We start from the raw sequence: 22266 nt of genomic DNA on the forward strand, positions 1-22266 counted from the left end.
CCTGGGGTTCATGACGCCGGCGCAGCGGAGACGGCTGCGGGCGTCCTCGCGCGACGACGCGGGCCCGCTGTCCTCCTTCTCGTCGCCGGCGGCGACGGCGTCGAAGGTCGAGCGGGTCCACGTCTTGGCCGCGTCGGCGGACGTGCGGATCCGGGAGAGCGCCGCCCTCGCCGTCATCGCGCCGCCCGACGTGCTGTCGCTCCTGGCGGGCGATGCGGAGCGGAGCGTGCGGTGCTCGGTGGCCAGGAACGCCGGCACGCCGCCCGAGGTGCTCGGGCGGCTGGGTGCGGACGCGGACGCCGGAGTTCGCGCGTGGGTGGCGGCCAACCCGTCGGTGCCGGCCTCGCTGCTCGACGTGCTCGGGGACGATCCCGACCCGACGGTGCGGTCCGTCGCGGCCTGGGCCCGCCGCTGGCAGATCGGATAGCGTGCGGGACGAGGCGGTGCGGATGAGGGTTCTGGTGACGGGCGGGGTGCGCTCGGGCAAGTCGTTCCACGCGGAGTCGCTGGTGCTCGCGGCGTCCGACGTCACCTACGTCGCCCCCGGGCCCACCACCGAGGAGGACCCGGACCCCGACTGGGCCGCGCGGGTCGCGCGGCACCAGGAGCGCCGGCCGGAGCACTGGTCGACGCTCGAGACGCGCGACGTCGCCGCCGCGATCCGCGACGCCGAGGGCGCTGTGATCGTCGACTGTCTCGGCACGTGGCTCAGCACCGAGATCGACGAGCTCGACGGCTGGGACACCGTCCGCGAGGACTGGGAAGCGGTCCTGATGGAGCGGCTCGACGAGATCGTCGAGGCGCTGGCCACCACCGAGCAGACCGTCGTCCTGGTGACGAACGAGGTGGGCATGGGCATCGTCCCCGAGCACCGCTCCGGCCGGATCTTCCGCGACCTGCTCGGCATCGTGAACCAGCGCGTCGCCGCCGAGTGTGACCAGGTGCTGCTCGTCGTCGCCGGCCGCGCGATCTCGTTGTGAGGTTTACCAGGTTCAGTGGGGAAGCCGGCACATCTCACGGCAAATTCGCCCGGAGATGTGCAAGGTTGCCTTGCGACGTGGGCTGAACCGTCGATTTGCCTACTGAACCTGGTAAACCGACACCAGGAGCGCGAGGAATGCCAGCTCGACGGCGGCGCCGAAGACGTCGCCGGTGACCCCGCCGAGCCGGGAGACGGCACGGCGGACGAGCCAGGCGACGGCGGCCGCGGCTGCGACGAACCCGAGAGTGGTGTGCCACCAGGTGCCGCCGGCCCAGTCGACGACGGCGGACGACAGCGCTGCCGCGGCCGCCCACGCGGCCACAGCGACCGGCACCGGGACGGTCTGGGTGAAGCCGGACCCGAGGCCGTCGGGGCGGGCCGGGCGCACGCCGCGCATGCACGTGGCCGCGAGCGCGACTCGAGAGGCGCAGACGAGCACGCCGGAGGCGATCGCCGCTCGACCGGACGTCAGCGGGGCCAGGGACGCGGCTTGGGCGCCGAGCACCACGACCAGTGCCACCACCCCTGCCGGGCCGACGTCGCCGGTGCGCATGACCTCGAGCGACCGCTCACGGTCGTAGGACGCGGTCAGCCCGTCGACGGTGTCGGCCAGGCCGTCGAGGTGGAAGGCCCGGCTGCCGAGCGCGAGCGCGCCGACGGCGAGGAAGCCGACGGCGAGGGGCGCGACGTCGAGTCGTCCGCCGGCCCACAGCACGAGAGCCACGAGAGCGCCGAGCGGGAGGACGGCCACCGGAGCCAGCAGCATCGCCATGCCGCGGGTCTCGCGGTCGAGCCGGGTCGGCGTGCCGACGGGGAGGACGGTCAGCGTCCCGGTGGCGAGCCGCAGGGCGGCGACCCAGCGCCTCACAGATCGAGGTCGGCCAGCAGCGCCACGTCGCGCAGCACGACGGCTGCCGACCGCACCAGCGGGACGGCGGCGACGGCGCCGCTGCCTTCGCCGAGCCGCATGCCGAGGTCGAGGATCGGCACGAGGCCGAGCTTGTCGAGCGCGAGCGACTGGGCCGGCTCGGTGGAGCGGTGCCCCGCCGCGAACCAGGCCGCCGCGCCGGGCGCGAGCCGCTCGGCCAGCACCGCCGACGCCACCGAGATGACGCCGTCGAGCAGCACCGGCACGCCGCGCCGGGCCGCCGTGGCCATGAACCCGGCGGCGGCGGCGAGGTCGGCGCTGCCGAGCGCGGTCAGGGTCTCGACCGGGTCGTCGACGCGGTCGCCGGCGCGGTCGAGGGCCTGCTGGACGATCTCGACCTTCCGGGCGAAGGCGTCACCGTCGACGCCGGTGCCGCGTCCGGTGACCTCGATGGCCGGGAGCCCGAGCGACGCGGCGATCAGGGCCGCCGCGGGCGTGGTGTTGCCGATGCCCATGTCGCCGCTGATCAGCAGCTGTGCACCGGCGTCGATCTCCTCCGCGGCGACCACGGCACCGGCGTCGAGCGCGGCGCGGGTCTCCGCCGGGGTGAGGGCGTCCTCGACGTGGATGGCGCCGCTGCTGCGGCGGATCTTGTGCTCGGCGACCGGGCCGTCCAGGTCGGCGTCGACGGCGATGTCGAGCACGCGGACGGCGACCCCGTGCTGGTTCGCGAGCGCCGAGACGCCCGCGCGACCGGCGAGGAAGAGCTGCACCATCGCGGGGGTGACCTCCGCGGGGTAGGCGGAGACGCCGTGCCGGGCGACGCCGTGGTCGCCGGCGAAGATCACGGCGCGGACCCGTTCGACCGGCTCGGGCGGCACCGTGCCCTGCGTCGCCGCGACCCACACGGCCAGGTCGCCGAGGCGTCCAAGCGCGCCGGCGGGCGTGGCCAGCCCGGCGAGCCGCTCGGCGGCCTCCGCGCGGGCGGTGGCGGACGGGGGATCGACGGGGCCGAGGGCGAACGGTGAGGTCACCGGCTCATGGTGCCCGACCACCGTCCCGTCGTCGACGGCGCGGGCGCCGACAGCTGCCAGATGCTCCTCCAACGGCGGCGACGCGTCGTGGTGGTGGCTCAGGTGCACGGCGACGACGTCGGTGTGGTCGTCGATCGCGGCGACGGCCCGCAGCCGCTCCAGCTGGGCGGCGAACGTGGCCAGGTCGAGGTGGTGGGTGCCGTGGTCCTGCCACGACCCGAACGTCTCCTCCATCAGCACGACGTCGAAGTGGGCGTCGGTCACCGAGGTCACGGTCCACTCGGGCAGCGGCCCGGTGTCGGTGGCGTACAGCAGGCGCTGGTCGCCGTCGCCGACGTCGTACAGCACGGAGCCTTCGAGGTGGTCGGCCGCGAGCACCCGCACCTCGTAGCTGCCGAGGGTCAGGACGTCGCCGGGCGCGACCGCGGTGAACCGCACCGTGGAGTCCGGCGCGACCCACCGCCGGGCCTCGTCGACCACGTCCGGGGGGCCGACCACGTCCAGCGGGTCCTCGCTCACCCACGAGCGGAACAGCAGGAAGGCCGGTGCGCAGTGGTCGGGGTGGGCGTGGGTGATGAGGACGTGGCGGAGGTTGGTGAGATCGACTCCGGCGCGTTGAGCGGCGTGCGGCGTCTCCGGACCGCAGTCGAGCAGCAGGACGTCGTCGACCAGCGCGGACGTCTGACCGCGGAGCCGTCCGGCGGACCGCTCGGCGGTGCAGGACGCGCAGGAGCAGAACGGGTTGGGCCACCCGTCGGCCGCGCCGGTGCCGAGCACGCGGACGTGCATCACGACACCGCCCGCTCGAACGCGACCGGCACGTCGAAGGCCGCTCGCCGGCCGGCGCGACGCAGGGCCCGCAGCAGCGGCTTGCCCGCGACGAGGATCAGCAGGAGTGACAGGAGCGCGCGCCCGAGGTCCCACGGCAGCGACGTCGTGACGAAGAAGACCAGGTAGTGGTGCACGTTCGTGGCGAGACCCGCGCCCGCGACGTACGACGTCTCGGGACCGTACGAGGCGAACGGCCAGAACCACAGGTTCATCAGGAAGCCGAACGCGAGGCTGATGAAGGCCGCGTACGCGGCGACGACGGCGACCTCGCCACGTCCTCGAACCGGCCCGAGGCAGCCGGCGCCGAACCCGACCCAGCCGGCGGCGATCATCTGGAACGGCAGCCACGGCCCGACGCCGCCGGTGATCAGCGCTCCGGCGAACACCGTGACGGCGCCCAGGACGAACCCGAAGCCGCGCCCGAAGACTCGGCCGCCCAGAACGATGATCGCGAAGCTCGGCTCGAGACCGGCGGTGCCGGGCGACAGGGCGCGCAGCGCTCCACCGACGGCCGCGAGCATGCCGAGCATCGCCACCGCCTTCGCGTCCAGCGCTCCGGACGTCAGCTCGCTCAGGACCACGGCCACCAGCAGCGGCAGCAGGATCACGAAGATGTAGGGAGCGTCGCCGGAGTGCGACGTGTCCAGGGCGGACCCGGGCTCGATGACGAACGGCCACCCGAACGCCACGAGGCCGACCAGGGAGACCAGGGCCAGAGCCAGCGCGGGCCGCGCGTGGACGGGGACGAGCCGTGCTGTCCTCATCGCGGGATCCTCGAGTCGGCGAGGGCGACGGCGACCTCGGTGGGCGTGAGCCACCGCTGCGGGGCGAGCACCTTGGCCACCTGCGGGGCGAACGCCGGCGACGCGACGACGACGTCGGCGATCGGGCCGTCGGCCACCAGCTCGCCCTCGGCGATGACCAGCACCCGGTGCGCCACCTCGGCGACCAGCTCCACGTCGTGCGTCGCGAGCATGACGGCGTGACCCTCCGCCGCGAGGTCGCGCAGGATCTCGACGAGGCGGTGCTTGGCCGTGTAGTCGAGGCCGCGGGTGGGCTCGTCGAGCAGCAGCACCGGCGGCTTCGCGGCGAGCACGATGGCGAGCGCGAGCGTGAGCCGCTGACCCTCGGAGAGGTCGCGCGGGTGCGTCTCGGGATCGACGTCGGGGGAGAGCCGGTCGAACAGCTCGAGCGTCGTGCCCGGCTCGGCGGCCCCGTCCCTGGCGGGGGTGCCGGGCGGTGGGCGGCGAATGACTCTGTCGGCGGCGGCGCACTCGTCCGCTACGGTCGCGGCGTAGAGGAGGTCGCCCGGGGTCTGCGGCACGAGGCCGACGTGGTGGAGCAGCTGCGCCGGCTTGAGGGCACGCGGGTCGAGGCCGTCGACGATCACGGTGCCGCTGGTGACGCGCTTGGACCCGACCATCACGTTCAGGAGCGTCGACTTCCCGGCGCCGTTGCGTCCCATCAGCGCGACGATCTCGCCGCGGGCCAGCGTCGTGGAGACGCCCTGGAGGGCCGGGACCCGCGCGTACGACGCCGCCAGGTGCTCGACGCGCACGACCAGCTCGCCGGCCTCCGGGGTCCGGCTCGGCGGCTGGAGGTCGGCCAGGGCCGCGCGGAGGTCGCCGGCCTGGCGACGGGCGTCGCGGACCGAGAGCGGCAGCGGCTTCCAGCCGGCGACGCGGCCGAGCTCGACGACCGGCGGGGCCACCGGGGCGTCGGCGAGGACCTCGGCCGGCGACCCGGAGACGACACCCGTCCCGTTCACCAGGACGACGCGGTCGGCGTACTGCACGACGCGCTCGAGCCGGTGCTCGGCGAGGACGACGGTGAGCCCGAGGTCGTGCACCAGGCGCTGCAGCGTGGCCAGCACCTCCTCGGACGCGACGGGGTCGAGCGCCGACGTGGGCTCGTCGAGCACGAGGATCCGCGGGTGGGTGGTGAGCACCGAGCCGATCGCGGCGCGCTGCTGCTCGCCGCCGGACAGCCCGGCCAGCGGTCGCTCCCGCAGGTGCGCGAGAGCCAGCAGGTCGAGCGTCTCCTCGACCCGCTTGCGCATCACCGCTGGTGAGAGGCCCAGGGACTCCATGCCGTAGGCGAGCTCGTCCTCGACGGTGTCGGTGACGAACCCGGCCATCGGGTCCTGACCCACATAGCCGACGACGTCGGCGAGGTCGCGTGGGCGGTGGTCGCGGGTGTCGCGCCCGTCGACGGTGACGCGGCCGGTGAGCGTGCCACCGGAGAAGTGCGGGACGAGCCCGTTGATCGCGCGCAGGAGGGTGGACTTGCCGGAGCCGGTGCGGCCGACGACGAGGGCCAGCTCGCCCTCGGCGATCGTGAGGTCGACGCCGGTCAGGACCGGGGCGGGCGCGCCGTCGTACTGCACGCCGACCTTCTCGAACGTGATCATCCGACGACCTCCAGGGCGGGCTCGGCCGGATGGGACTCGGCGACGAGGACGGGCTGCGGTGGCGCGAGCACCGCGGGCAGGGCAGCGACGAGGATGCCGAGGCAGGCCAGGGCCGGCACCGGAGGCGTCATGACGACCGACGCGAGGTACAGCTGCTCCGGCGCGACGTCGACGTTCACGAACATCGCCACGGCGGGCACTACGCCGGACGCCACGACCAGCCACTCGGGGAGCGCCCAGGGGTCGGAGCGGTAGCGGCTGCGGCCGGACCGGCGGCCACCGAGGACGATGCCGGCGGCGGCCAGCACCGATCCGGCGCACAGCATCGGCAGCCCGAACCACGACGACGTGGTGCCGTCGAGCAGCCCGTAGACGCCGACGCAGACGCCGAGGAGGCCGCCGAACATCAGGCCGGTGGTGATGCGGCGCGACGTGCGCGTCGCGTCGAACGTGCGGCCGTAGCCGCGCGAGTCCATGGCGGCAGCGAGGTCGACCGAGTGCTCCAGCGCGCCCTCGAGCACGGGCATCGCGACGCGGCCGAGGCCGCGGGGACCGCGGGTGGAGCTCCCGCGGAGCCGGTGGGCAGCGCGGATGCGCTGGGCGTCGGTGACCAGCTGTGGCGCGACCGTGAGGGCGATGACGCAGGCGACGCCCACCTCGTAGAGGGCGCCGGGCACGGAGCGGAGCAGACGGCGGGCGCTGCCCAGCGCGTTCGCCGCGCCGACGCAGCAGATGATGACGGCGAACTGGAGTCCCTCGTACAGCGCGCGGAGCACCGCCTCGAGGGTGACGACGCCGCCGAGCTTCAGGCCGCTCCCGTCCGGCATCGGGGCCGACGGCAGCGTGAACAGGATCGTCGGGCCCTGCGACCCGGTGGACAACAGGGCCTGGAACAGGATGCGCACCACCACGACGAGGATGGCCAGCTTGAGGAACGCGCCGTAGGAGTGTGCCCACGGCGCGGTGCTCCGGCGTGCGGCGACGACGAAGCCGCCGACCGCGAGGATCAGCAGCAGCGGCACGGGGTTCTGGGTCCGGCTCGCCGCGGCGGACAGCCCGATGGCCCACAACCACCACGCCCCCGGGTGGAGTGCCCGGGGGTGGGTGATGCGGTGGTGCGGGTGCATCGGGCTGGTCCGCTCAGCCTTCGCGGTTGCGGCGGTACAGCGGGACGGCGAGGCCGCCGAGCACGATTACGGCAGCCGCGACGCCGATCAGCGTCCAGGGCGTGTCGGAGTCGTCGCTGTCGGCCGTGTCGCTCGACGGCAGGGCGAAGGTGACCGCCTGCTCGTCGGCCGGGATCGTGGCGTCCTTGACCGGCACGCCGCACCCCGAGGCCGGGAACCCGTCGAGGGCGCAGATCTGCTCCTTGTCGGTGCGCAGCTTGACCACCGACTCCAGGGCCTGGGTGCCCGTGGCCTTCGTCGGGACGACCGCGCACGCGGCCTCGGCCTTGGGGACGTCGGCGCCGTCGGCGTCGGCCTTCGTGCCGTAGTCGATCAGGATGGCGACGCGCTTGGTCGTGGCCGACTTCTTCTCGCCGGCGCAGGCCTTCGCGAACGTGACCTTGGTCAGGTCGGCGCGGGGGGCGATGCCCTGCGAGACGGTGGAGGTGCCGAACCGCCAGCCCTCGACGGCGCCGTCCTTCGGGACGAACTGGCCGGGGCCGGTCTGCGCGAAGACCATCTCGCCCTTCTCGAGGTGCGAGTAGTTCCAGTAGCGGTAGCCGTCCTCGGCGGCCGAGGGGCCGGCGGTGACGATCAGGGTGAGTCCCGCCAGCAGGAGTGCCAGCAGGGCGCCGACAGCGCGGCGACGGGGGGATGGACGATGCATGTCCTGGACCTTTCGATGCGGCGATCCGAAAGACGGGGACCGGGCCGCGGGTCCTTGGAGGGAGCCTCGCCCGGCTCCGTCCCGTAGACCTCGACGGATTGATGGAGCCGCTGTCTCTCCGCGGTGCTCCGGCTCGCCGTGCGGGTGGCACGGCCTACGGTTGCGGGTCAGCGCCGGACTTCGACCGGCTTCCCCGTGGTGAGGCAGGTGCCGACAATCTAGCCCATCGGCGACGGGGCAGGTCAGGGGAGCCGCGTCGCCGTCGGGTTGGGGAAGGTGACCGCGCCGGCGTCGCCCACGGCGCGTGCCGCGGCGACCAGCGCCGACTCCAGCGTGATCGTCCGGGCCTGCATCTCCTCGCTGAAGCAGGCGGCGCTAACGCGATCGGTGGCGTCCTCGATCTGGGCCCGCGCGGCGCGGCCGTTGGCGGTGATGGTGCGCGACGCGTCGACCCAGTCGCGACGACGCAGCCGCTCGTACGCGTCGGCCCACTCCTCCTCGGTCCAGCCGCGGCTGACCCGCTGGTCGTCGCGCGTGCGGCCGTCGGCCTCGGCGAGCGCGTTGGCGGCGGCGCCGTCGAGCCCGGCCGCGGTGAGCAGCGCGACGTGCGAGTCGCCGCGGTACTCCCGCAGGACGGTCGCGGCGTGCCACAGCCGTCCCAGGTCGTCGTCGGGTGCGGGCAGCGCGGCGTGGGCGGCGGCGAGCGGACGGCCGGCGTGGTCGAGGCCGGCGACGATCGACGTCAGCTCCTTGGCGAGACGCGGGACGTCCGTGTCGGCGAGCGGCCCGGCGAGGCAGTCGCGGGCGAGGTCCAGGCGGGTGGCGAGGATGGTCTCGCGGTCGGCCATCGCCCACGCGTCGGGCAGGGCGCGATGGATCCGCTCCGGAGCGAAGCCGTGGAACGTCGCGATCACGAGCTCGGGTGACGGCGTGCCCAGCGCTGCCGAGCGGGACGCGACGTATCCCATCCAGAAGCCGCGCAGGCCGATCGCGTCGAAGCGGTCCTTCACGTCCGGGGCGAAGTAGACCACGTCGTGGAGGACCTCGATCGCCTGCCAGAACTCGCGCCGCACCGCCATCGCCCCAGTCTGGCCGATCCGCGAGACTGACCGGCATGCGCCTCAAGCTCGGCCGCCCTGACGTCGCCCGGTACGCCGACCGGTTCGACGTCCCGGCCGCGGACGGCGGCCTGTCCGTCACGTTCCTCGGGGTCGCGACGCTGCTCGTCGACGACGGGGCGTCGGCGATCCTCACCGACGGGTTCTTCAGTCGCCCGGGCCTGCTCGACGTCGCGCTGCGGCGGATCGCTCCGCACGAGGAGCGCATCGACGCCTGCCTCGGCCGCGCCGGCATCACGTCGCTGGCCGCCGTGCTCCCGGTGCACACGCACTTCGACCACGCCCTCGACTCGGCCGTCGTCGCCGACCGCACCGGCGCCTCGCTGGTCGGCGGGGAGTCGGCGCGGCAGATCGGCGTGGGCCACGGGCTGGCCGACGAGCGGATCGTCGTCGCGACGTCCGGCGAGTCGATGACGTTCGGCGCCTACGAGATCACGATGATCGAGTCGGCGCACTGCCCGCCCGACCGGTTCCCGGGGATCATCACCGAGCCGGTCGTCCCGCCGGCCAAGGCCGCCGCCTACGCGTGCGGGGAGGCCTGGTCGATCCTGGTGCGCCACGCGTCGGGGCGCAGCCTGCTGGTCCAAGGCAGCGCCGGGTTCGTCGAGAAGGCGCTCGACGGGCGCCGGGCCGACGTCGTCTACCTCGGCGTCGGGCAGCTCGGCCTCCAGGACGACGCCTACCTCGAGGCGTACTGGCACGAGACGGTCCGGGCCGTCGGCGCTCGGTCCGTCGTGCTGATCCACTGGGACGACTTCTTCCGCCCGCTCGACCGCCCGCTCCGCGCCCTCCCGTACGCCGGCGACGACCTCGACCACACGATGCGCGTGCTGTCGAGGTTCGCCGCCGACGACGGGGTGGGGCTCAGCCTGCCGACGGTCTGGCAGGCCGAGAACCCCTGGTGACTACTGCAGGGTCATCCTCGGCTCGCCGTTGAGCAGGCCGTTGGCCGTCCGGACGCAGGTGCCGCTGCGCGGGCTGCCGCCGTTGTACGCCTGGCGGACGCACGAGCGGGTGGCCAGCTGGCCCCAGTAGTTCGGGTGCAGAGACTCCTGGATGTAGTACGGGCTGCTGCCCGCCGTGGTGACCGTGCGGATCTGGTTCACCCACTCGGTGCGGTCGACCGCGCCGGCGGACTGCCAGTTGCTGATGCCGACCTCCTCGTAGAGGCCGACGCCGGACTCGCACAGCCGGCGACCGTTGAACGCGGAGGCCAGGTTCAGCGTCCGCGTGTTCGTGAGCCCCGAGAGGCTGATGGCGCCCACGACCGTGTTGTTGATCGTCGGCAGGGCGCTGCTGTTCGCCCAGTCGGCGTCGGCGTTCCAGAACCCGCAGCCGCCGGTGCTCTGGCGCGTGTAGCCGCTCTGGCTGTACCGGAAGCCCGAGCTGGTCGGGACGGGCGACGGGTAGTTCTGCACGAGCAGCGTCCACGCGTTGTCGGCGTAGCCGGCGTTGCGCATCGCGGTGCGGACGTTCTTGAACGCGTTGGAGATGCGCGTCTTCACCGCGCTCACGTTGGCCGAGGTGAAGTTGGCGGTGACGCTGCTGTCGTCCTTGCAGTAGTCCTTCCACCAGGACGGCGAGTAGAGGAAGTCGACGACGCACGACTGCACGATCGAGGCGAAGTTGAAGTCGTTGCCACCGATGGAGATCGTCACCATCTTCACGTTGTGCGTCGCGGCGAAGGTCTGCAGCATCAGCGCCTGGCCCTGGCGGTTCGTGCCGCCGTTGTAGAAGTCGATGCCAGGCTTGAAGTAGTCGCCGCCGGCGTCGGTGGCGGTCTCGGCGCCGGAGCAGGCCAGGTTGAGGCCGTTCACGCCGCCGCCGATGTAGATCTCGGCGCTCTTGCTGCGGTGGCAGCGCTCGATCGTCTCGCTGCTGCCGTTGTCGAAGTACGCCGTGCTGCCGAGCGCGTCGGCCCGGCTGGCGCTGCTGTTGGAGGAACCGGCCCATCGCCCGGCCTCGCCGGAGATGTAGGAGTCGCCGATCGAGACGACCCATGGAGAGCCGGCGCCGGGGCCGTCGGCCTGGGCGGGCGCGGTGGTGACAGCGAGGCCGGACACGAGGAGGCCGAGGACGATCAGCAGGGATCGAGCGCGGGTGAGCAGCATGCGGGTGCCTTCCGGGTTGGGTGGCTCCCTCCAGCCGCTGTGGCCCGGGACGACCTTAGTGACTCAGGTCACATCGGGGGAAGTACCGACGCAGGAAAAGAATCGGCGTGCGACCCGTCTCCGGGCCGCACGCCGATCCGTGCGTTCTTCTGGCTGCGTCAGGCCTTGACCTCGACGGGCTGCACCTTGCGGCGCGAGGCCACGGTGATCACCGCGATGCCGCCGACCAGCAGGCCGAGGCCGCTGGCGCCGATGGCGTTGAGGCCCCCGCTGGCGCCGGTGTCCGGCAGGACCGCGGCGTCGTCGGCCTCGTCCGTCGTCGGCTCGTCGCTGCCTCCGTCGTCCGGCGGCGGGAAGCACGCGTCGTCGTCGCGAACATCGATGTTCACGACCGCGCTGGTCGACAGCACGCTCGCGTCGACGTCGTCGCGGGTGACGGTGTAACCCACGGTTCCGTCGCACTCGGCCGTGACGGTCAGCTCGCCGGTCAGCGCGTCGATGACGGCGTTGAGGATGCCACCGGTGATCGCACCGAGCGTGTACTGCAGGAGTCCGTCCTCGGTGCCCTCGTCGTCGAGCGTCTCGTCGTTCGCCGCGAGGTCGAGCTGCACCTGCACTCCGGCCGGCACGACCGCATCGTCGTCGACGGCGCACGCGAGGTCGGAGCCCGCGCCGCCGATGAGAGTGTCGTTCTCGGTGTTCACCTGGCCGCCACCGAGACCGCAGAGCAGGTCGTTGCCGCCCTGGCCGTCGAGGTAGTCGTCACCGGTGCCGCCGTACAGCTGGTCGTTGCCGCCGATCACGCCGTCCAGACCGAGGAACGAGTCGGTGAAGCCGTCGCCGTAGATCGTGTCGTTGCCGGCGTCGCCGTAGAGGATGTCGTCACCGCCGTCGACGATCGCACCGAGGAAGCCTTCGGCCGCGCCGTCACCGAGGATCAGGTCGTCCCCGCCGTTGCCGTGGATCGTGTCGTCTCCGCCGAACACGGAGCCTCCGACAAGACCGCTGGCGAAGCCGTCGCCGGCGATCTCGTCATCGTCGTCGCCACCGTTGATGGTGTCGTCGCCGCCGTTCACGACGCCGACCAGGTCTCCGTCGGCCTCGCCGTCGCCGAGGATCTCGTCCTCGCCGCTGCCACCGTCGATGACGTCGTCGTCGCCGTCGAGGATGACGATCGGTCCACCCGATGCGCTGCCGTCTCCCGCGATCGAGTCGTCGCCGCCCTGGCCGTCGATGACGTCCGGCCCGGTCGTGCCGTCGAGGACGTTGGCGCCGTCGTCGCCGTTGATGTCGTCGGCGAACGATGCAGCGGCCGGCGCGAGGGTCAGTGCGGTGATGAGCGCGAGGGCGAAGCCGGCGCTCCTGAGTCTGCGTGATGGGTGCGAGCGGAGCGAAGAATGCATGGTTCCCCTTGAGTCCGAGATGGTGGTCCCATCGTTGCAGCGGCGAACGAGCGCCGCTGGAGAATTCGCCGAATCGTTGCTACGCCCGCCGACGTGCGCGTGGCCTCCGCGCCGTGGTCCCCAGCACGAACGCGCCGCCGAGGACGAGACCCAGGCCGCTGACGCCGATGGCGTTCAGGCTGCCGCCCGCGCCGGTGTCCGGCAGGACCGCGGCGTCGTCGACCGAGCTCGTCGTCGGCGCGTCGGACCCCCCGCCGGGAGCACAGATGCCGTCGTCGCGGGCCTCGATCGTGACGACCGCGCTCGTGGAGAGCTCGCTCGCGTCGACGTCGTCGCGCGTGACGGTGTAGCCCAGCGTGCCGCCGGCGCACCCGGCGGTGACGGCCAGCTCGCCGGTCAGGGCGTCGAGCACGGCGTCGAGGATGTCGCCGGTGATCGCACCGAGGGTGTACTGCAGGATCCCGTCACCGTTGCCCTCGTCGTCGAGCTGCTCGTCGTTGGCCGCGAGCTGGATCAACGTCTTCTCGCCGGCCGAGACGACCGCATGATCGTCGACCGCGCAGGCGAGGTCGGAGCCCTCGTCGCCGTAGAGCGTGTCGTCCTCGGGGTTGACCTGGCCGCCGCCGAGGCCGCAGAGCAGGTCGTTGCCGCCGTCGCCGTCCAGGTAGTCCTCGCCGGTCCCGCCGTACAGCTCGTCGTCGCCTCCGAGCACCTCACCACCGACGAGGCTCGCGAGGCCGTCCCCGTAGATGATGTCGTCACCCGCGTCGCCGTAGAGGATGTCGTCGCCACCCTCGACGAGCGATGACTCCGCGCCGCCGGCGCTGCCGTCACCGACGATGAAGTCGTCGCCCGCGCCGCCGTGGATGACGTCGTCTCCGCCGTGGACGGCAGCGTTGTCGACGGCACTGGCCGATCCGTCCCCGAAGATCGAGTCGTCCCCGTCGCCGCCGTCGACCGTGTCGTCGCCGCCGTTGACGACGGCGGTGTCGACGGCGGCGGCATCACCGTCGCCGGCGATGTCGTCCGCGCCCCCGTTGCCGTCGATGACGTCGTCATCGCCCTCGACGACGGCGAGACCGGAGTCGGAGGCGTCCGAGTCGCCGTTGAGGTGGTCGTCGTCGTTGCTGCCCACGACCACGCTGGGTCCTGGACCGCCGTCGATGTCGTCGGCGAACGAGGCGGCCGCGGGCGCGAGCGTGAGCGCCGCGACGATCGTGGTCGCGAAGGCTGCCGCCTTGAGCCTGCGTGCGATGTCTCGGTGGAACGTGGGCCTCATCGGATCTCCTCAGTCACCCCTCGTGGTTGCATCGTGCACCCACGCCGACCGGGGTCGGACGAGAACCCGAGAAGTGCCGAGATCGGCACTACGCGACGTCAGCGCCCCATCGTGAAGAACTCGGGATTGGGCTGCAGGGCGGTCAGGTGGGCCATCCGGTTCGACAGCGCGAACAGGGCGGTGATCGCGCCGACGTCCCAGATCTCGTCGTCGGTGAGGCCGGCCTCGCGGGCCTGGTCGAGGTCGGCGTCGGTGAGCGTCGCCGACTCGAGTGCCAGCTGCAGGGCCAGGTCGACGATCGCCCGCTGCCGCTCGCTGAGGTCCACGCCGAACGGGTTGGCGGCCACCCGGTCCGCGATCTCCGGGTCCTTCGTCCGGATCCGCAGGATCGCTCCGTGGGCCACCACGCAGTACGTGCAGTGGTTCGCCGCGGACGTCGCCACGACGATCAGCTCGCGCTCGGCCTTGCTGAGTCCTTCATCGGCACCTTCTGCCGCCCCGGGCCCGGCACCCCCGCCGGGATCCATGAGCGCGTCGTGGTAGTCGAGGAACGCCCTCAGCTCACGCGGCCGCCTCGCCAGCGCCCGGAAGACGTTGGGTACGAACCCGGACTTCTCCGCGATCGGCGCGACCCGCTCGCGCAGGTCGTCGGGGAAGTCCTCGAGCTCGACGTGACCGAAGCGGCTGACCGGGTGGGCGCTCATGGCGCCCACCCTAGGTCGGTCAGGCCTGGTTGAGACGAACCGTGTTGCCCGACGGGTCGCGGAAGGCGGCGTCGCGGACGCCCCACGGCTGGTCCATGGGTTCCTGCAGGACCTCGGCGCCGGAGGCCTGGACCTTCTCGAACGTCGCGTCCAGGTCGTCGACGGCGAAGATGAAGCCGTTCAGCGCGCCCTTGGCGAGGAGCCGGGCGAGCGCGTCGCCGTCCTCGGGGGACCGGCCGGCGTGCGGCTCGGAGAGGACGATCGTGATGTCCGACTGGCCCGGCGTCTGGACCGACGTCCAGCGGCCGTAGTCGTTCTTGACGTCGTTGGTGACCGTGAGGCCGAGGGTGTCGCGATAGAACGCGAGGGCCAGGTCGACGTCGTGGACGGTCAGGTGAGTGGTGGTCAGTGAGATGCTCATGCGCCGAGTCTCCCGTCAGCCTTCGTCCTTGCGCTTCTTCAGAACTGCTCGCCTGCGGTCCTTCTGGAGACAGGCTGGGATCGCCGCCTCCGCGGGGTCGTGCTCCCGGGCGCGGAACGCCGACGGGGTCTCGCCGACCAGCTCGGTGAAGCGCGAGCTGAACGAGCCGAGCGAGGTACAACCGACGGCCATGCAGACGTCGGTGACGGTCATGTCGCCGCGCTGCAGGAGCGCCATCGCGCGCTCGATGCGGCGGGTCATCAGGTACGAGTACGGCGTCTCGCCGTAGGTGGCCCGGAACTGGCGCGCGAAGTGCGCCGGCGACATCAGCGCCTCCTGCGCCATCGTGGGCACGTCGAGCGGCTGGTCGTACTCGCGATCCATGAGGTCCTTGGCGCGACGGAGCAACGTGTAGTCGCTCAGCTCCTTGGCGAGCTCGTCGGTCATGGCCACGCGTCCATTCTGCCTTGGCGCCCCGCGCCAGGATGGGCTCATGAGGACAACTGCATGGGGAAGCCAGGGACTGGAGGCCTCGATCGAGGGGCTCGGAGCGATGGGGATGAGCGCCTTCTACGGCGATCGTGACGACGAGGAGTCGACGGCGACGCTCAACCGCGCGCTCGACCTCGGGGTCAGCCTGATCGACACCGCCGAGATCTACGGGCCGTTCCTGAACGAGCAGCTGATCGGCTCGGCGATCGGCCACCGGCGCGACGAGTTCGCGCTCGCGACCAAGTTCGCGACGCACGTCAGCGACGACGGAGAGCGCGGCCCCGTCGACGGCAGCCCGGAGTACGCCCGCACGGCCGTGGAGCGCTCGCTGCGTCACCTCGGCATGGAGACGATCGACCTGTACTACCTGCACCGCGTCGATCCCGACGTGCCGATCGAGGAGACCATCGGCGCGATGAGCGAGTTCGTGACGGAGGGCAAGGTCCGCTACCTCGGCATCTCCGAGGCGGCGCCGGAGACCATCCGCCGCGCCCACGCGACGCATCCGCTCACCGCGGTGCAGACCGAGTACTCGCTGTTCGCGCGCGAGCCCGAGACCAACGGCGTGCTCGACACCACCCGTGAGCTCGGCATCGCGTTCGTCGCGTACTCACCGCTCGGTCGCGGGCTGCTCACCGGCACCATCGCGTCGGCCACCGACCTCGAGGACGACGACTTCCGTCGCAACCACCCGCGGTTCACCGACGAGAACCTGCAGCGGAACCTCGCGGTCGTCGAGAAGGTCAAGGCGATCGCCGAGACCAAGGGCGTCACGCCCGGCCAGCTCGCGCTCGCCTGGGTGATGCACCAGGAGGGCGTCGTCACGATTCCGGGCACCAAGCGCCGGAAGTACCTCGAGGAGAACGTGGCCGCCGCCGACATCGAGCTCACCGCCGACGACCTCGCCCAGCTCGACGAGGCCGCACCCGTGGGCGTCACCGCCGGCGCGCGGTACCCCGAGGCGGGCATGCGCGCCGTCCACCTCTGACCCACGGTCTTCGCGAAATGTGACGCTTAGCGCGCTACGGGACCCGTATAGCGCCCTGGGCGTCACATTTCGCGGTCGACGGGGCGTCAGGCCTTGGCGTGGGCGAGGACCCACTCGACGAACGGGGTGGCCTCGCGCCAGTCGGCGCGCACCTGGTCGAGCAGCTCGGGCGTGTGGATGATCGGCGCGAAGCCGTGGTCCTTGCCCAGCGTCATCGACTTGTGCCGCAGCAGCGCGATGCGGGGGTGGTCGACGTCGTACCCGCGTGGTGCGGTCTTCAGGGTGTCGCCGCCGAGCGTCCAGCCGGCCGCCGTGAGGTCGGCCAGGACCTGCTCGAGGTCGGCGCCGTGCGCCTCGTCGGCGATCGCCGACCGCACAGCTGCGAGCCGTTCCGACGACGCCTCGTAGAACCCGACGCCCACGCGCACTCCCGGCGCGCCGATCTGCACGTAGTACCCGGTCGACGGGCCCTTCGCGACGAACGCGCCCTGGTGCGTCTTGTACGGCGTCTTGTCCTTGGCGAACCGCACGTCGCGGTACGGCCGGAAGATCTTCGCCGTCCCGAACTCGTCCTCCAGCTCGGCCACGAGCGCCTTCATCGGCGCCGCCACGGCCTCGTCGTAGACGGACCGGTTCGCCTCCCAGAACGCCTTGGTGTTGTCGATCTCGAGGTCGTCGTAGAAGTCGAGCGCGGCCTCGGGGAACCCCTGGAACTCCGCCATCAGGGGATCAGGAGCACCTTGCCGGTGGCCCGGCGCTCGTCCATGCTCGCCAACGCCTCGGCGGCCTTCTCGAGCGGGAACGTCGCGCCGATGGGCGGGTCGATGACGCCGGACTCGATGTGCGGCACGAGCTCGTCCCACTCCTGGCGGATGTAGCCCTGGCGCTTGAGCACGTACGCGCCCCAGCCGACGCCGACGACGCTGATGTTGTTGAGCAGCAGCCGGTTGACCTGGACCGTGGGGATCTCGCCGGCGGTGAAGCCGATGACGAGCATGCGGCCGTCGTCGTTGAGGCAGCGCAGGGAGTCGGTGAACCGGTCGCCGCCGACCGGGTCGACCACCAGGTCGACGCCACCGGCCTCCTTGACCGCGTCCTTGAACCCCTCGACCGGCAGCACCTCGTCGGCGCCCGCGGCCGAGGCGACCTCGCCCTTCTCCGGCGTCGACGTCACCGCGATCACGTGGCCCGCGCCGAACGCCTTGGCCACCTGGATCGCGGCCGTGCCGACGCCGCCCGCGGCGCCGTGCACGAGCACGCGCTCGCCCTCCGCCAGCTGCCCGCGCTTCACCAGCGCGAAGTGGGCGGTGAGGTAGTTGAGCGGGATGGCCGCGGCCTGCTCGAACGAGAGGCTGTCCGGCAGCGGGAAGCACATGTCGGCCTGCGCGACGACCTGCTCGGCGAACCCGCCCAGCAACGCCATCGCGGCGACGCGGTCACCCGGTGCCAGGCCGGATCCTTCGGGTGCGGAGACGATCTCGCCGGCCACCTCCGAGCCGGGGACGAACGGCGTCGGCGGCTTGAGCTGGTACAGGCCGCGGGTCTGCAGCACCTCCGGGAAGGAGACTCCCGCCGCCCGGACCCGGATGAGCGCCTGGCCGTCGCCGGGCTCGGGATCGGGGGCGTCGAAGATCTCGACCGCGGAGGGACCGTCGAGCCGGGTGATCTGAGCGGTGCGCATGCCGCGAGACTAGCGAGCCGTGCTCAGGCCGCGGTCTTCTGCCAGGCGAAGTCGTCCGCCTGGACCTTCCTCGTCTCCCACCAGTACTGGAACGTGAACTTCGGCCAGATGGTGCGGTTCTTGCCCTGGCTGTCGAGGTACCAGCTGGTGCAGCCGCCCTGGGTCCAGATGCCCTTCTCGACGAGGCGCTGGATCTCGGCGTTGAACGCGTCCTGCGCCTCCTTCGTGGCCTCGGCGGCGACGGCGCCCTGCTTGTCCATCTCGTCGAGCATCTTGACGATGTACTTCGTCTGCTGCTCGATCATGAAGACGACGGAGTTGTGGCCCAGCGCGGTGTTGGGGCCGAGCATGAAGAACAGGTTCGGGAACCGGTGGATCGTCATGCCCATGTACGTCTCGACGCCGTTCTCGCGGAACTGCTCGGCGAGGTCGACGCCGTCACGGCCCTTGATGTCGAGGTAGTCGAACGCGTCGATGACGTGGAAGCCGGTGCCGTAGATGATCACGTCGGCGTCGTGCTTGACCCCGTTGCCGTCGATGACGCCGTCGGCCACGATCTCCTGCACGCCGTCGGTGCTCAGCGTGACGTCGTCGCGCAGGTAGGTCTGGTAGTACGTGTTCGACTGCAGCACGCGCTTGCACCCGAGCCGGTAGTCCGGGGTGAGCTTCCTGCGCAGCTCGCGGTCGGGGATCGTCTTCTTCAGGTAGCGGCGGACGATCCGCTCGGCGAACGGCAGCACGTTGAGGTGGCCGTTGAAGGCGATGGCACGCGACTCGAGCGCCCAGTACAGCGCGTCGCGGTAGAGCCGCTGCGCGCCCGGAACCCGCTTGAACAGCTTCTTGCGCCACTCCGGCGTCGGGTGGTCGTTCTTGGGCAGCACCCACGGAGGCGTCCGCTGGAAGACGGTGAGGTGGCCGGTCTCCTGCGCGATGATCGGGATGAACTGGATGGCGCTCGCGCCGGTGCCGATGACGACGACCTTCTTGTCCTTCAGGTCGACCTCGTGGTCCCAGCCCGCCGAGTGGAACGTCGGGCCGGCGAACGACTCGGCGCCGGGGATCTCGGGGATGTTCGGGATGTGCAGGCCGCCGACGCCGGCGATCAGCACGCGACACTCGTAGTCGTCGCCGTCCTTCGTGTGCACGACCCAGCGGGCGCGGTCCTGGTGCCAGGTGGCGCCCGTGACCTCGACGCCGAAGCGGATGTACTTGCGGATGCCCTGCTCGTCGGCGACGTTCCGCATGTACGCCCAGATCTCCTCCTGGCCGGAGAAGCTCTTGCTCCAGTCGCTCTTCAGCTCGTAGGAGAACGAGTACATGTGGCTGGGGATGTCGCACTCGCACCCGGGGTAGGTGTTGTCTCGCCAGGTGCCACCGACGTCGTGGGCCTTCTCGAGGACGACGAAGTCCTCCCGCCCGGAGTCGCGCAGCTTCATGGCGGCGCCCATGCCGGAGAAACCCGTGCCGACGACGATGATGTCCGTGGTGATCACGTTTCGGATACTATCGGTATCTGTAACGGGTGCCAATGTGATGGAGCCGACGCCGTCGGCCGAGGAAGGGATGTCGAGCGTGACCGTCGACCAGGCCACTCAGAGCCGAGCCCAGCGGCAGGCACAGACGCGCGAGAAGCTCATCGAGGTCGCGCGCGAGATGTTCCTGACCGACGGCTACGCCGCGAGCTCGCTCGACAAGGTCGCGGTCGCCGCAGGGTTCTCCAAGGGCGCCGTCTACTCCAACTTCTCCGGCAAGGAGGAGCTGTGCATGGCGGTGCTCGACAGCATCCACGAGGAGCAGATCGAGGGCGTCCTCAACGCGTTCGCCGGCGACGGCGACCTCGACAGCCGCATCGACGCGTTCACGGCCTGGGCCCGCGAGGGCATCGGTCAGCCGCGCTGGACCGCGCTCGAGGTGGAGTTCGCGGCCGTTGCGCGGCGCAGCCCCTACGTCGCGACCGAGCTGGCCAAGCGCCACCGCGAGGTCACGGCGGCGATCGCGGAGCTCGTCCGGCGGGTCACCGCGGAGGCCGGCATCGCGCTGCCGATGAGCGCGGAGCAGGCCGCCGTCGGGCTGCTCGGGATGGGCATCGGCCTCGGCGCGATGCGGTCGCTGGACGCGTCGATCGACGTCGACGTGTTCGCCGCGATGATGCGCGCCGTGCTGCGTCCCTGACGTTCAGTAGCCGCCGTTGAGGCGGAACCGCTCGTAGCTGGCCTCGATCTCGGTCTGCGCCTCGGCGCGTCCGGTCCAGGTGGAGCCGTCGACGGACTTCCCGGGCTCGAGGTCCTTGTAGACCGTGAAGAAGTGCTCGATCTCGAGCTTGTCGAACTCGGGCACGTGGTGGATGTCCTGCAGGTGCTCCTGGCGCGGGTCCTTGGCGGGCACGCACAGCACCTTGTCGTCGCCGCCGGCCTCGTCGGTCATGCGGAACATGCCGATGGCGCGGCATGCGATGACGCAGCCCGGGAACGTCGGCGCCGACAGCAGCACCATGGCGTCGAGCGGGTCGCCGTCCAGGCCGAGGGTGTTGTCGATGAATCCGTAGTCGGCCGGGTACTGCGTGGCGGTGAAGAGCGTCCGGTCGAGCCGGATCCGGTGCGTCGCGTGATCGACCTCGTACTTGTTGCGCTCCCCCTTGGGGATCTCCACCGTCACGTCGAAAATCACGTCTCCTAGTGTGACCCATGTGGCCGGTCGGGACAGCATCAGGGGCGGGGTGACCCTGGTCGTCGCGGCGCTGGTGCTGGCCGTCGTGGCCGGACTGACCGTGGTGGCGTGGACCGACGGCCGGCTGAACGACCTGATCTGCGACGACGGGGAGTGCGGTGCGTCGGCGTTGTCGACCCCGGACGCGATGGATCGCGGCACCACTCCTGCGGCCGCCACCGTCCCCGCCGCCGCCGACGCACGGGTCGACGCCGACGCGGTGGAGAAGGCGGTGCGGTCGGCCCTCGCCGACGACGCCCTCGGCGAGCACGTCGGCTTCGCCGCGGTCGACCCCGTGACGCGGGCCGTGGCCGGCTCCGTCGGCTCCGGCGGCTTCGTGCCGGCGTCCACCACGAAGCTGCTCACCGGCCTGGCCGCCCTCACCGAGCTCGACCCGCAGTCGCGGTTCGCCACGCGCGTCGTCTCCTCCGGCGACCGGATCGTCCTCGTCGGCGGCGGCGACCCGTACCTGGCGACGAAGCGCCCCAAGAAGCCCGTCTACGCGATGAAGGCCGACCTCACGACGCTGGCGAAGCGCACGGCCGCGGCGCTGAAGAAGGACGGCCGGACGTCCGTCCGGCTGGGGTACGACGCGTCCCTGTTCACCGGGCCGGGCGCCAGCCCGGCGTGGGAGTCCGACTACGTGAGCGCCGACATCGTCACGCGAGTCAGCGCGCTCTGGGCCGACCAGGGGGTGGAGGGCGGCGGACGCGTCGACGACCCCGCCGCCGCGGCCGCCCGCACGTTCGCCCGGTTGCTGGGCGACCGCGGGATCGACGTCACCGGTGACGTCACCGAGACCGAGGCCGGCGGCGACACCCTCGTCGCCCAGGTCCGCAGCGCGACGGTGGCTCGGATCGTGGAGTCGATGATCACGCACAGCGACAACCAGGCGGCCGAGGTGCTCCTGCGCCACGTCGGCGCGGCCGCGGGCGGCAAGGCGTCGTTCGAGGGTGGCGCGGCGGCGGTGAAGAAGGTGCTGGAGCGGCTCGACGTCGACACCTCGGACCTCGTGCTCACCGACGGCAGCGGGCTGTCGCGCAAGAACCGGATCTCACCCACCACGCTGGCCGAGACCGTGGCGGCCGCGATGACGTCGCCGCGCACGGCGGGTCTCGCCGCCGACCTGGCCGTGGGCGGCTTCACCGGCACGCTGAAGGGCCGGTTCGACACGGCGAAGGACGGTCGCGGCGCCGTGCGCGGCAAGAGCGGCACCCTCACCGGCGTCCACTCCCTCGCGGGTTACGTCACCGACCGCACCGGCACGCCGATCGTCTTCGCCGTCATGACCGACCGGACCAGCGCGATCAACGGCTTCGTCACCCAGGCCGCCCTGGACCGGGTCGCCGCGGCCTTGGCAAAGTGCTCTTGTTCCGGTGGTTGAGTAGCCGCGAGCGCCAGCGAG

23 protein-coding genes are annotated in these 22266 nt (G+C 71.9%); 6 read left to right on the top strand and 17 right to left on the bottom strand.

The window, feature by feature from the left end:
- The first annotated feature begins 10 nt into the window (after positions 1-10).
- Positions 11-427: a variant leucine-rich repeat-containing protein gene (locus FHP06_RS11145; RefSeq protein WP_147686766.1), complete on the top strand. Its 417-nt coding sequence runs from the start codon at positions 11-13 to the stop codon at positions 425-427.
- Between the two features lie 22 nt (positions 428-449).
- Positions 450-980: a bifunctional adenosylcobinamide kinase/adenosylcobinamide-phosphate guanylyltransferase gene (gene cobU / locus FHP06_RS11150; RefSeq protein ID WP_147686768.1), complete on the top strand. Its 531-nt coding sequence runs from the start codon at positions 450-452 to the stop codon at positions 978-980.
- Positions 981-1079: 99 nt separating this feature from the next.
- Here the strand turns inward: cobU and FHP06_RS11155 are convergent, their stop codons facing one another.
- The 7 genes from FHP06_RS11155 to FHP06_RS11185 form a co-directional block, all read right to left on the bottom strand.
- On the bottom strand, positions 1080-1850 hold the full coding sequence (locus FHP06_RS11155) for an adenosylcobinamide-GDP ribazoletransferase (protein ID WP_147686770.1): 771 nt from the start codon (positions 1848-1850) through the stop codon (positions 1080-1082).
- Positions 1847-3673 (bottom strand): nicotinate-nucleotide--dimethylbenzimidazole phosphoribosyltransferase, encoded by a 1827-nt coding sequence (cobT, locus tag FHP06_RS16225; protein ID WP_230973499.1) that lies wholly within the window; start codon positions 3671-3673, stop codon positions 1847-1849. Before cobT ends, FHP06_RS11155 begins: the two co-directional genes overlap by 4 nt.
- Positions 3673-4479, bottom strand: a complete 807-nt coding sequence (locus FHP06_RS11165) for an ECF transporter S component (RefSeq protein ID WP_147686772.1) — start codon at positions 4477-4479, stop codon at positions 3673-3675. Before FHP06_RS11165 ends, cobT begins: the two co-directional genes overlap by 1 nt.
- Positions 4476-6125 (bottom strand): ABC transporter ATP-binding protein, encoded by a 1650-nt coding sequence (locus FHP06_RS11170; RefSeq protein WP_147686774.1) that lies wholly within the window; start codon positions 6123-6125, stop codon positions 4476-4478. Before FHP06_RS11170 ends, FHP06_RS11165 begins: the two co-directional genes overlap by 4 nt.
- Positions 6122-7252: an energy-coupling factor transporter transmembrane component T gene (locus tag FHP06_RS11175; protein WP_147686775.1), complete on the bottom strand. Its 1131-nt coding sequence runs from the start codon at positions 7250-7252 to the stop codon at positions 6122-6124. Before FHP06_RS11175 ends, FHP06_RS11170 begins: the two co-directional genes overlap by 4 nt.
- A gap of 13 nt (positions 7253-7265) precedes the next feature.
- On the bottom strand, positions 7266-7958 hold the full coding sequence (locus tag FHP06_RS11180; RefSeq protein WP_147686777.1) for an SCO2322 family protein: 693 nt from the start codon (positions 7956-7958) through the stop codon (positions 7266-7268).
- 242 nt (positions 7959-8200) lie between these two features.
- On the bottom strand, positions 8201-9037 hold the full coding sequence (locus tag FHP06_RS11185; protein WP_147686779.1) for an SCO6745 family protein: 837 nt from the start codon (positions 9035-9037) through the stop codon (positions 8201-8203).
- Between the two features lie 35 nt (positions 9038-9072).
- Here FHP06_RS11185 and FHP06_RS11190 point away from each other — a divergent pair, with 35 nt between their 5' ends.
- Positions 9073-9981: an MBL fold metallo-hydrolase gene (locus tag FHP06_RS11190; protein ID WP_147686781.1), complete on the top strand. Its 909-nt coding sequence runs from the start codon at positions 9073-9075 to the stop codon at positions 9979-9981.
- Here FHP06_RS11190 and FHP06_RS11195 read toward each other — a convergent pair whose 3' ends face one another.
- The 6 genes from FHP06_RS11195 to FHP06_RS11220 all read right to left on the bottom strand — a co-directional run bounded on the left by FHP06_RS11195 (position 9982) and on the right by FHP06_RS11220 (position 15441).
- Positions 9982-11187 (bottom strand): SGNH/GDSL hydrolase family protein, encoded by a 1206-nt coding sequence (locus FHP06_RS11195; protein WP_230973488.1) that lies wholly within the window; start codon positions 11185-11187, stop codon positions 9982-9984.
- 158 nt (positions 11188-11345) lie between these two features.
- Entirely contained in the window at positions 11346-12590 is a 1245-nt protein-coding gene (locus FHP06_RS11200) for a calcium-binding protein (protein ID WP_147686783.1), read from the bottom strand.
- 79 nt (positions 12591-12669) lie between these two features.
- Positions 12670-13869: a calcium-binding protein gene (locus FHP06_RS11205; RefSeq protein ID WP_147686785.1), complete on the bottom strand. Its 1200-nt coding sequence runs from the start codon at positions 13867-13869 to the stop codon at positions 12670-12672.
- 98 nt (positions 13870-13967) lie between these two features.
- Positions 13968-14573, bottom strand: coding sequence for a peroxidase-related enzyme (locus FHP06_RS11210; RefSeq protein WP_147686787.1), 606 nt, complete (start codon positions 14571-14573; stop codon positions 13968-13970).
- A 19-nt stretch (positions 14574-14592) separates the two neighbouring features.
- Positions 14593-14994: a VOC family protein gene (locus tag FHP06_RS11215; RefSeq protein ID WP_147686788.1), complete on the bottom strand. Its 402-nt coding sequence runs from the start codon at positions 14992-14994 to the stop codon at positions 14593-14595.
- Positions 14995-15009: 15 nt separating this feature from the next.
- Positions 15010-15441, bottom strand: coding sequence for a helix-turn-helix transcriptional regulator (locus tag FHP06_RS11220; protein ID WP_147687075.1), 432 nt, complete (start codon positions 15439-15441; stop codon positions 15010-15012).
- 46 nt (positions 15442-15487) lie between these two features.
- On the opposite strand from FHP06_RS11220, the gene FHP06_RS11225 reads away from it, so the two are divergent.
- Complete coding sequence (locus tag FHP06_RS11225; RefSeq protein WP_147686790.1) at positions 15488-16474, top strand: aldo/keto reductase; 987 nt, start codon at positions 15488-15490, stop codon at positions 16472-16474.
- A gap of 86 nt (positions 16475-16560) precedes the next feature.
- Here FHP06_RS11225 and FHP06_RS11230 read toward each other — a convergent pair whose 3' ends face one another.
- Genes FHP06_RS11230 through FHP06_RS11240 form a run of 3 tightly spaced genes read right to left on the bottom strand, consistent with a single transcriptional unit; the run spans position 16561 to position 19648 of the window.
- On the bottom strand, positions 16561-17196 hold the full coding sequence (locus tag FHP06_RS11230; RefSeq protein WP_147686792.1) for a DUF2461 domain-containing protein: 636 nt from the start codon (positions 17194-17196) through the stop codon (positions 16561-16563).
- Complete coding sequence (locus tag FHP06_RS11235; protein WP_147686794.1) at positions 17196-18155, bottom strand: NADPH:quinone oxidoreductase family protein; 960 nt, start codon at positions 18153-18155, stop codon at positions 17196-17198. Before FHP06_RS11235 ends, FHP06_RS11230 begins: the two co-directional genes overlap by 1 nt.
- A 23-nt stretch (positions 18156-18178) precedes the next feature.
- Positions 18179-19648: a flavin-containing monooxygenase gene (locus tag FHP06_RS11240; protein WP_147686796.1), complete on the bottom strand. Its 1470-nt coding sequence runs from the start codon at positions 19646-19648 to the stop codon at positions 18179-18181.
- A gap of 79 nt (positions 19649-19727) precedes the next feature.
- On the opposite strand from FHP06_RS11240, the gene FHP06_RS11245 reads away from it, so the two are divergent.
- Entirely contained in the window at positions 19728-20327 is a 600-nt protein-coding gene (locus FHP06_RS11245) for a TetR/AcrR family transcriptional regulator (protein WP_230973489.1), read from the top strand.
- 3 nt (positions 20328-20330) lie between these two features.
- Here FHP06_RS11245 and FHP06_RS11250 read toward each other — a convergent pair whose 3' ends face one another.
- Positions 20331-20861, bottom strand: a complete 531-nt coding sequence (locus FHP06_RS11250; protein WP_456236637.1) for an inorganic diphosphatase — start codon at positions 20859-20861, stop codon at positions 20331-20333.
- A 10-nt stretch (positions 20862-20871) separates the two neighbouring features.
- Between FHP06_RS11250 and dacB the strand changes: the two genes are divergently transcribed.
- Complete coding sequence (dacB, locus tag FHP06_RS11255; protein ID WP_147686800.1) at positions 20872-22245, top strand: D-alanyl-D-alanine carboxypeptidase/D-alanyl-D-alanine endopeptidase; 1374 nt, start codon at positions 20872-20874, stop codon at positions 22243-22245.
- Positions 22246-22266: the final 21 nt, after the last annotated feature.

Source organism: Aeromicrobium terrae (assembly GCF_008039565.1).
In the GTDB taxonomy this organism is placed as follows: domain Bacteria; phylum Actinomycetota; class Actinomycetes; order Propionibacteriales; family Nocardioidaceae; genus Aeromicrobium; species Aeromicrobium terrae.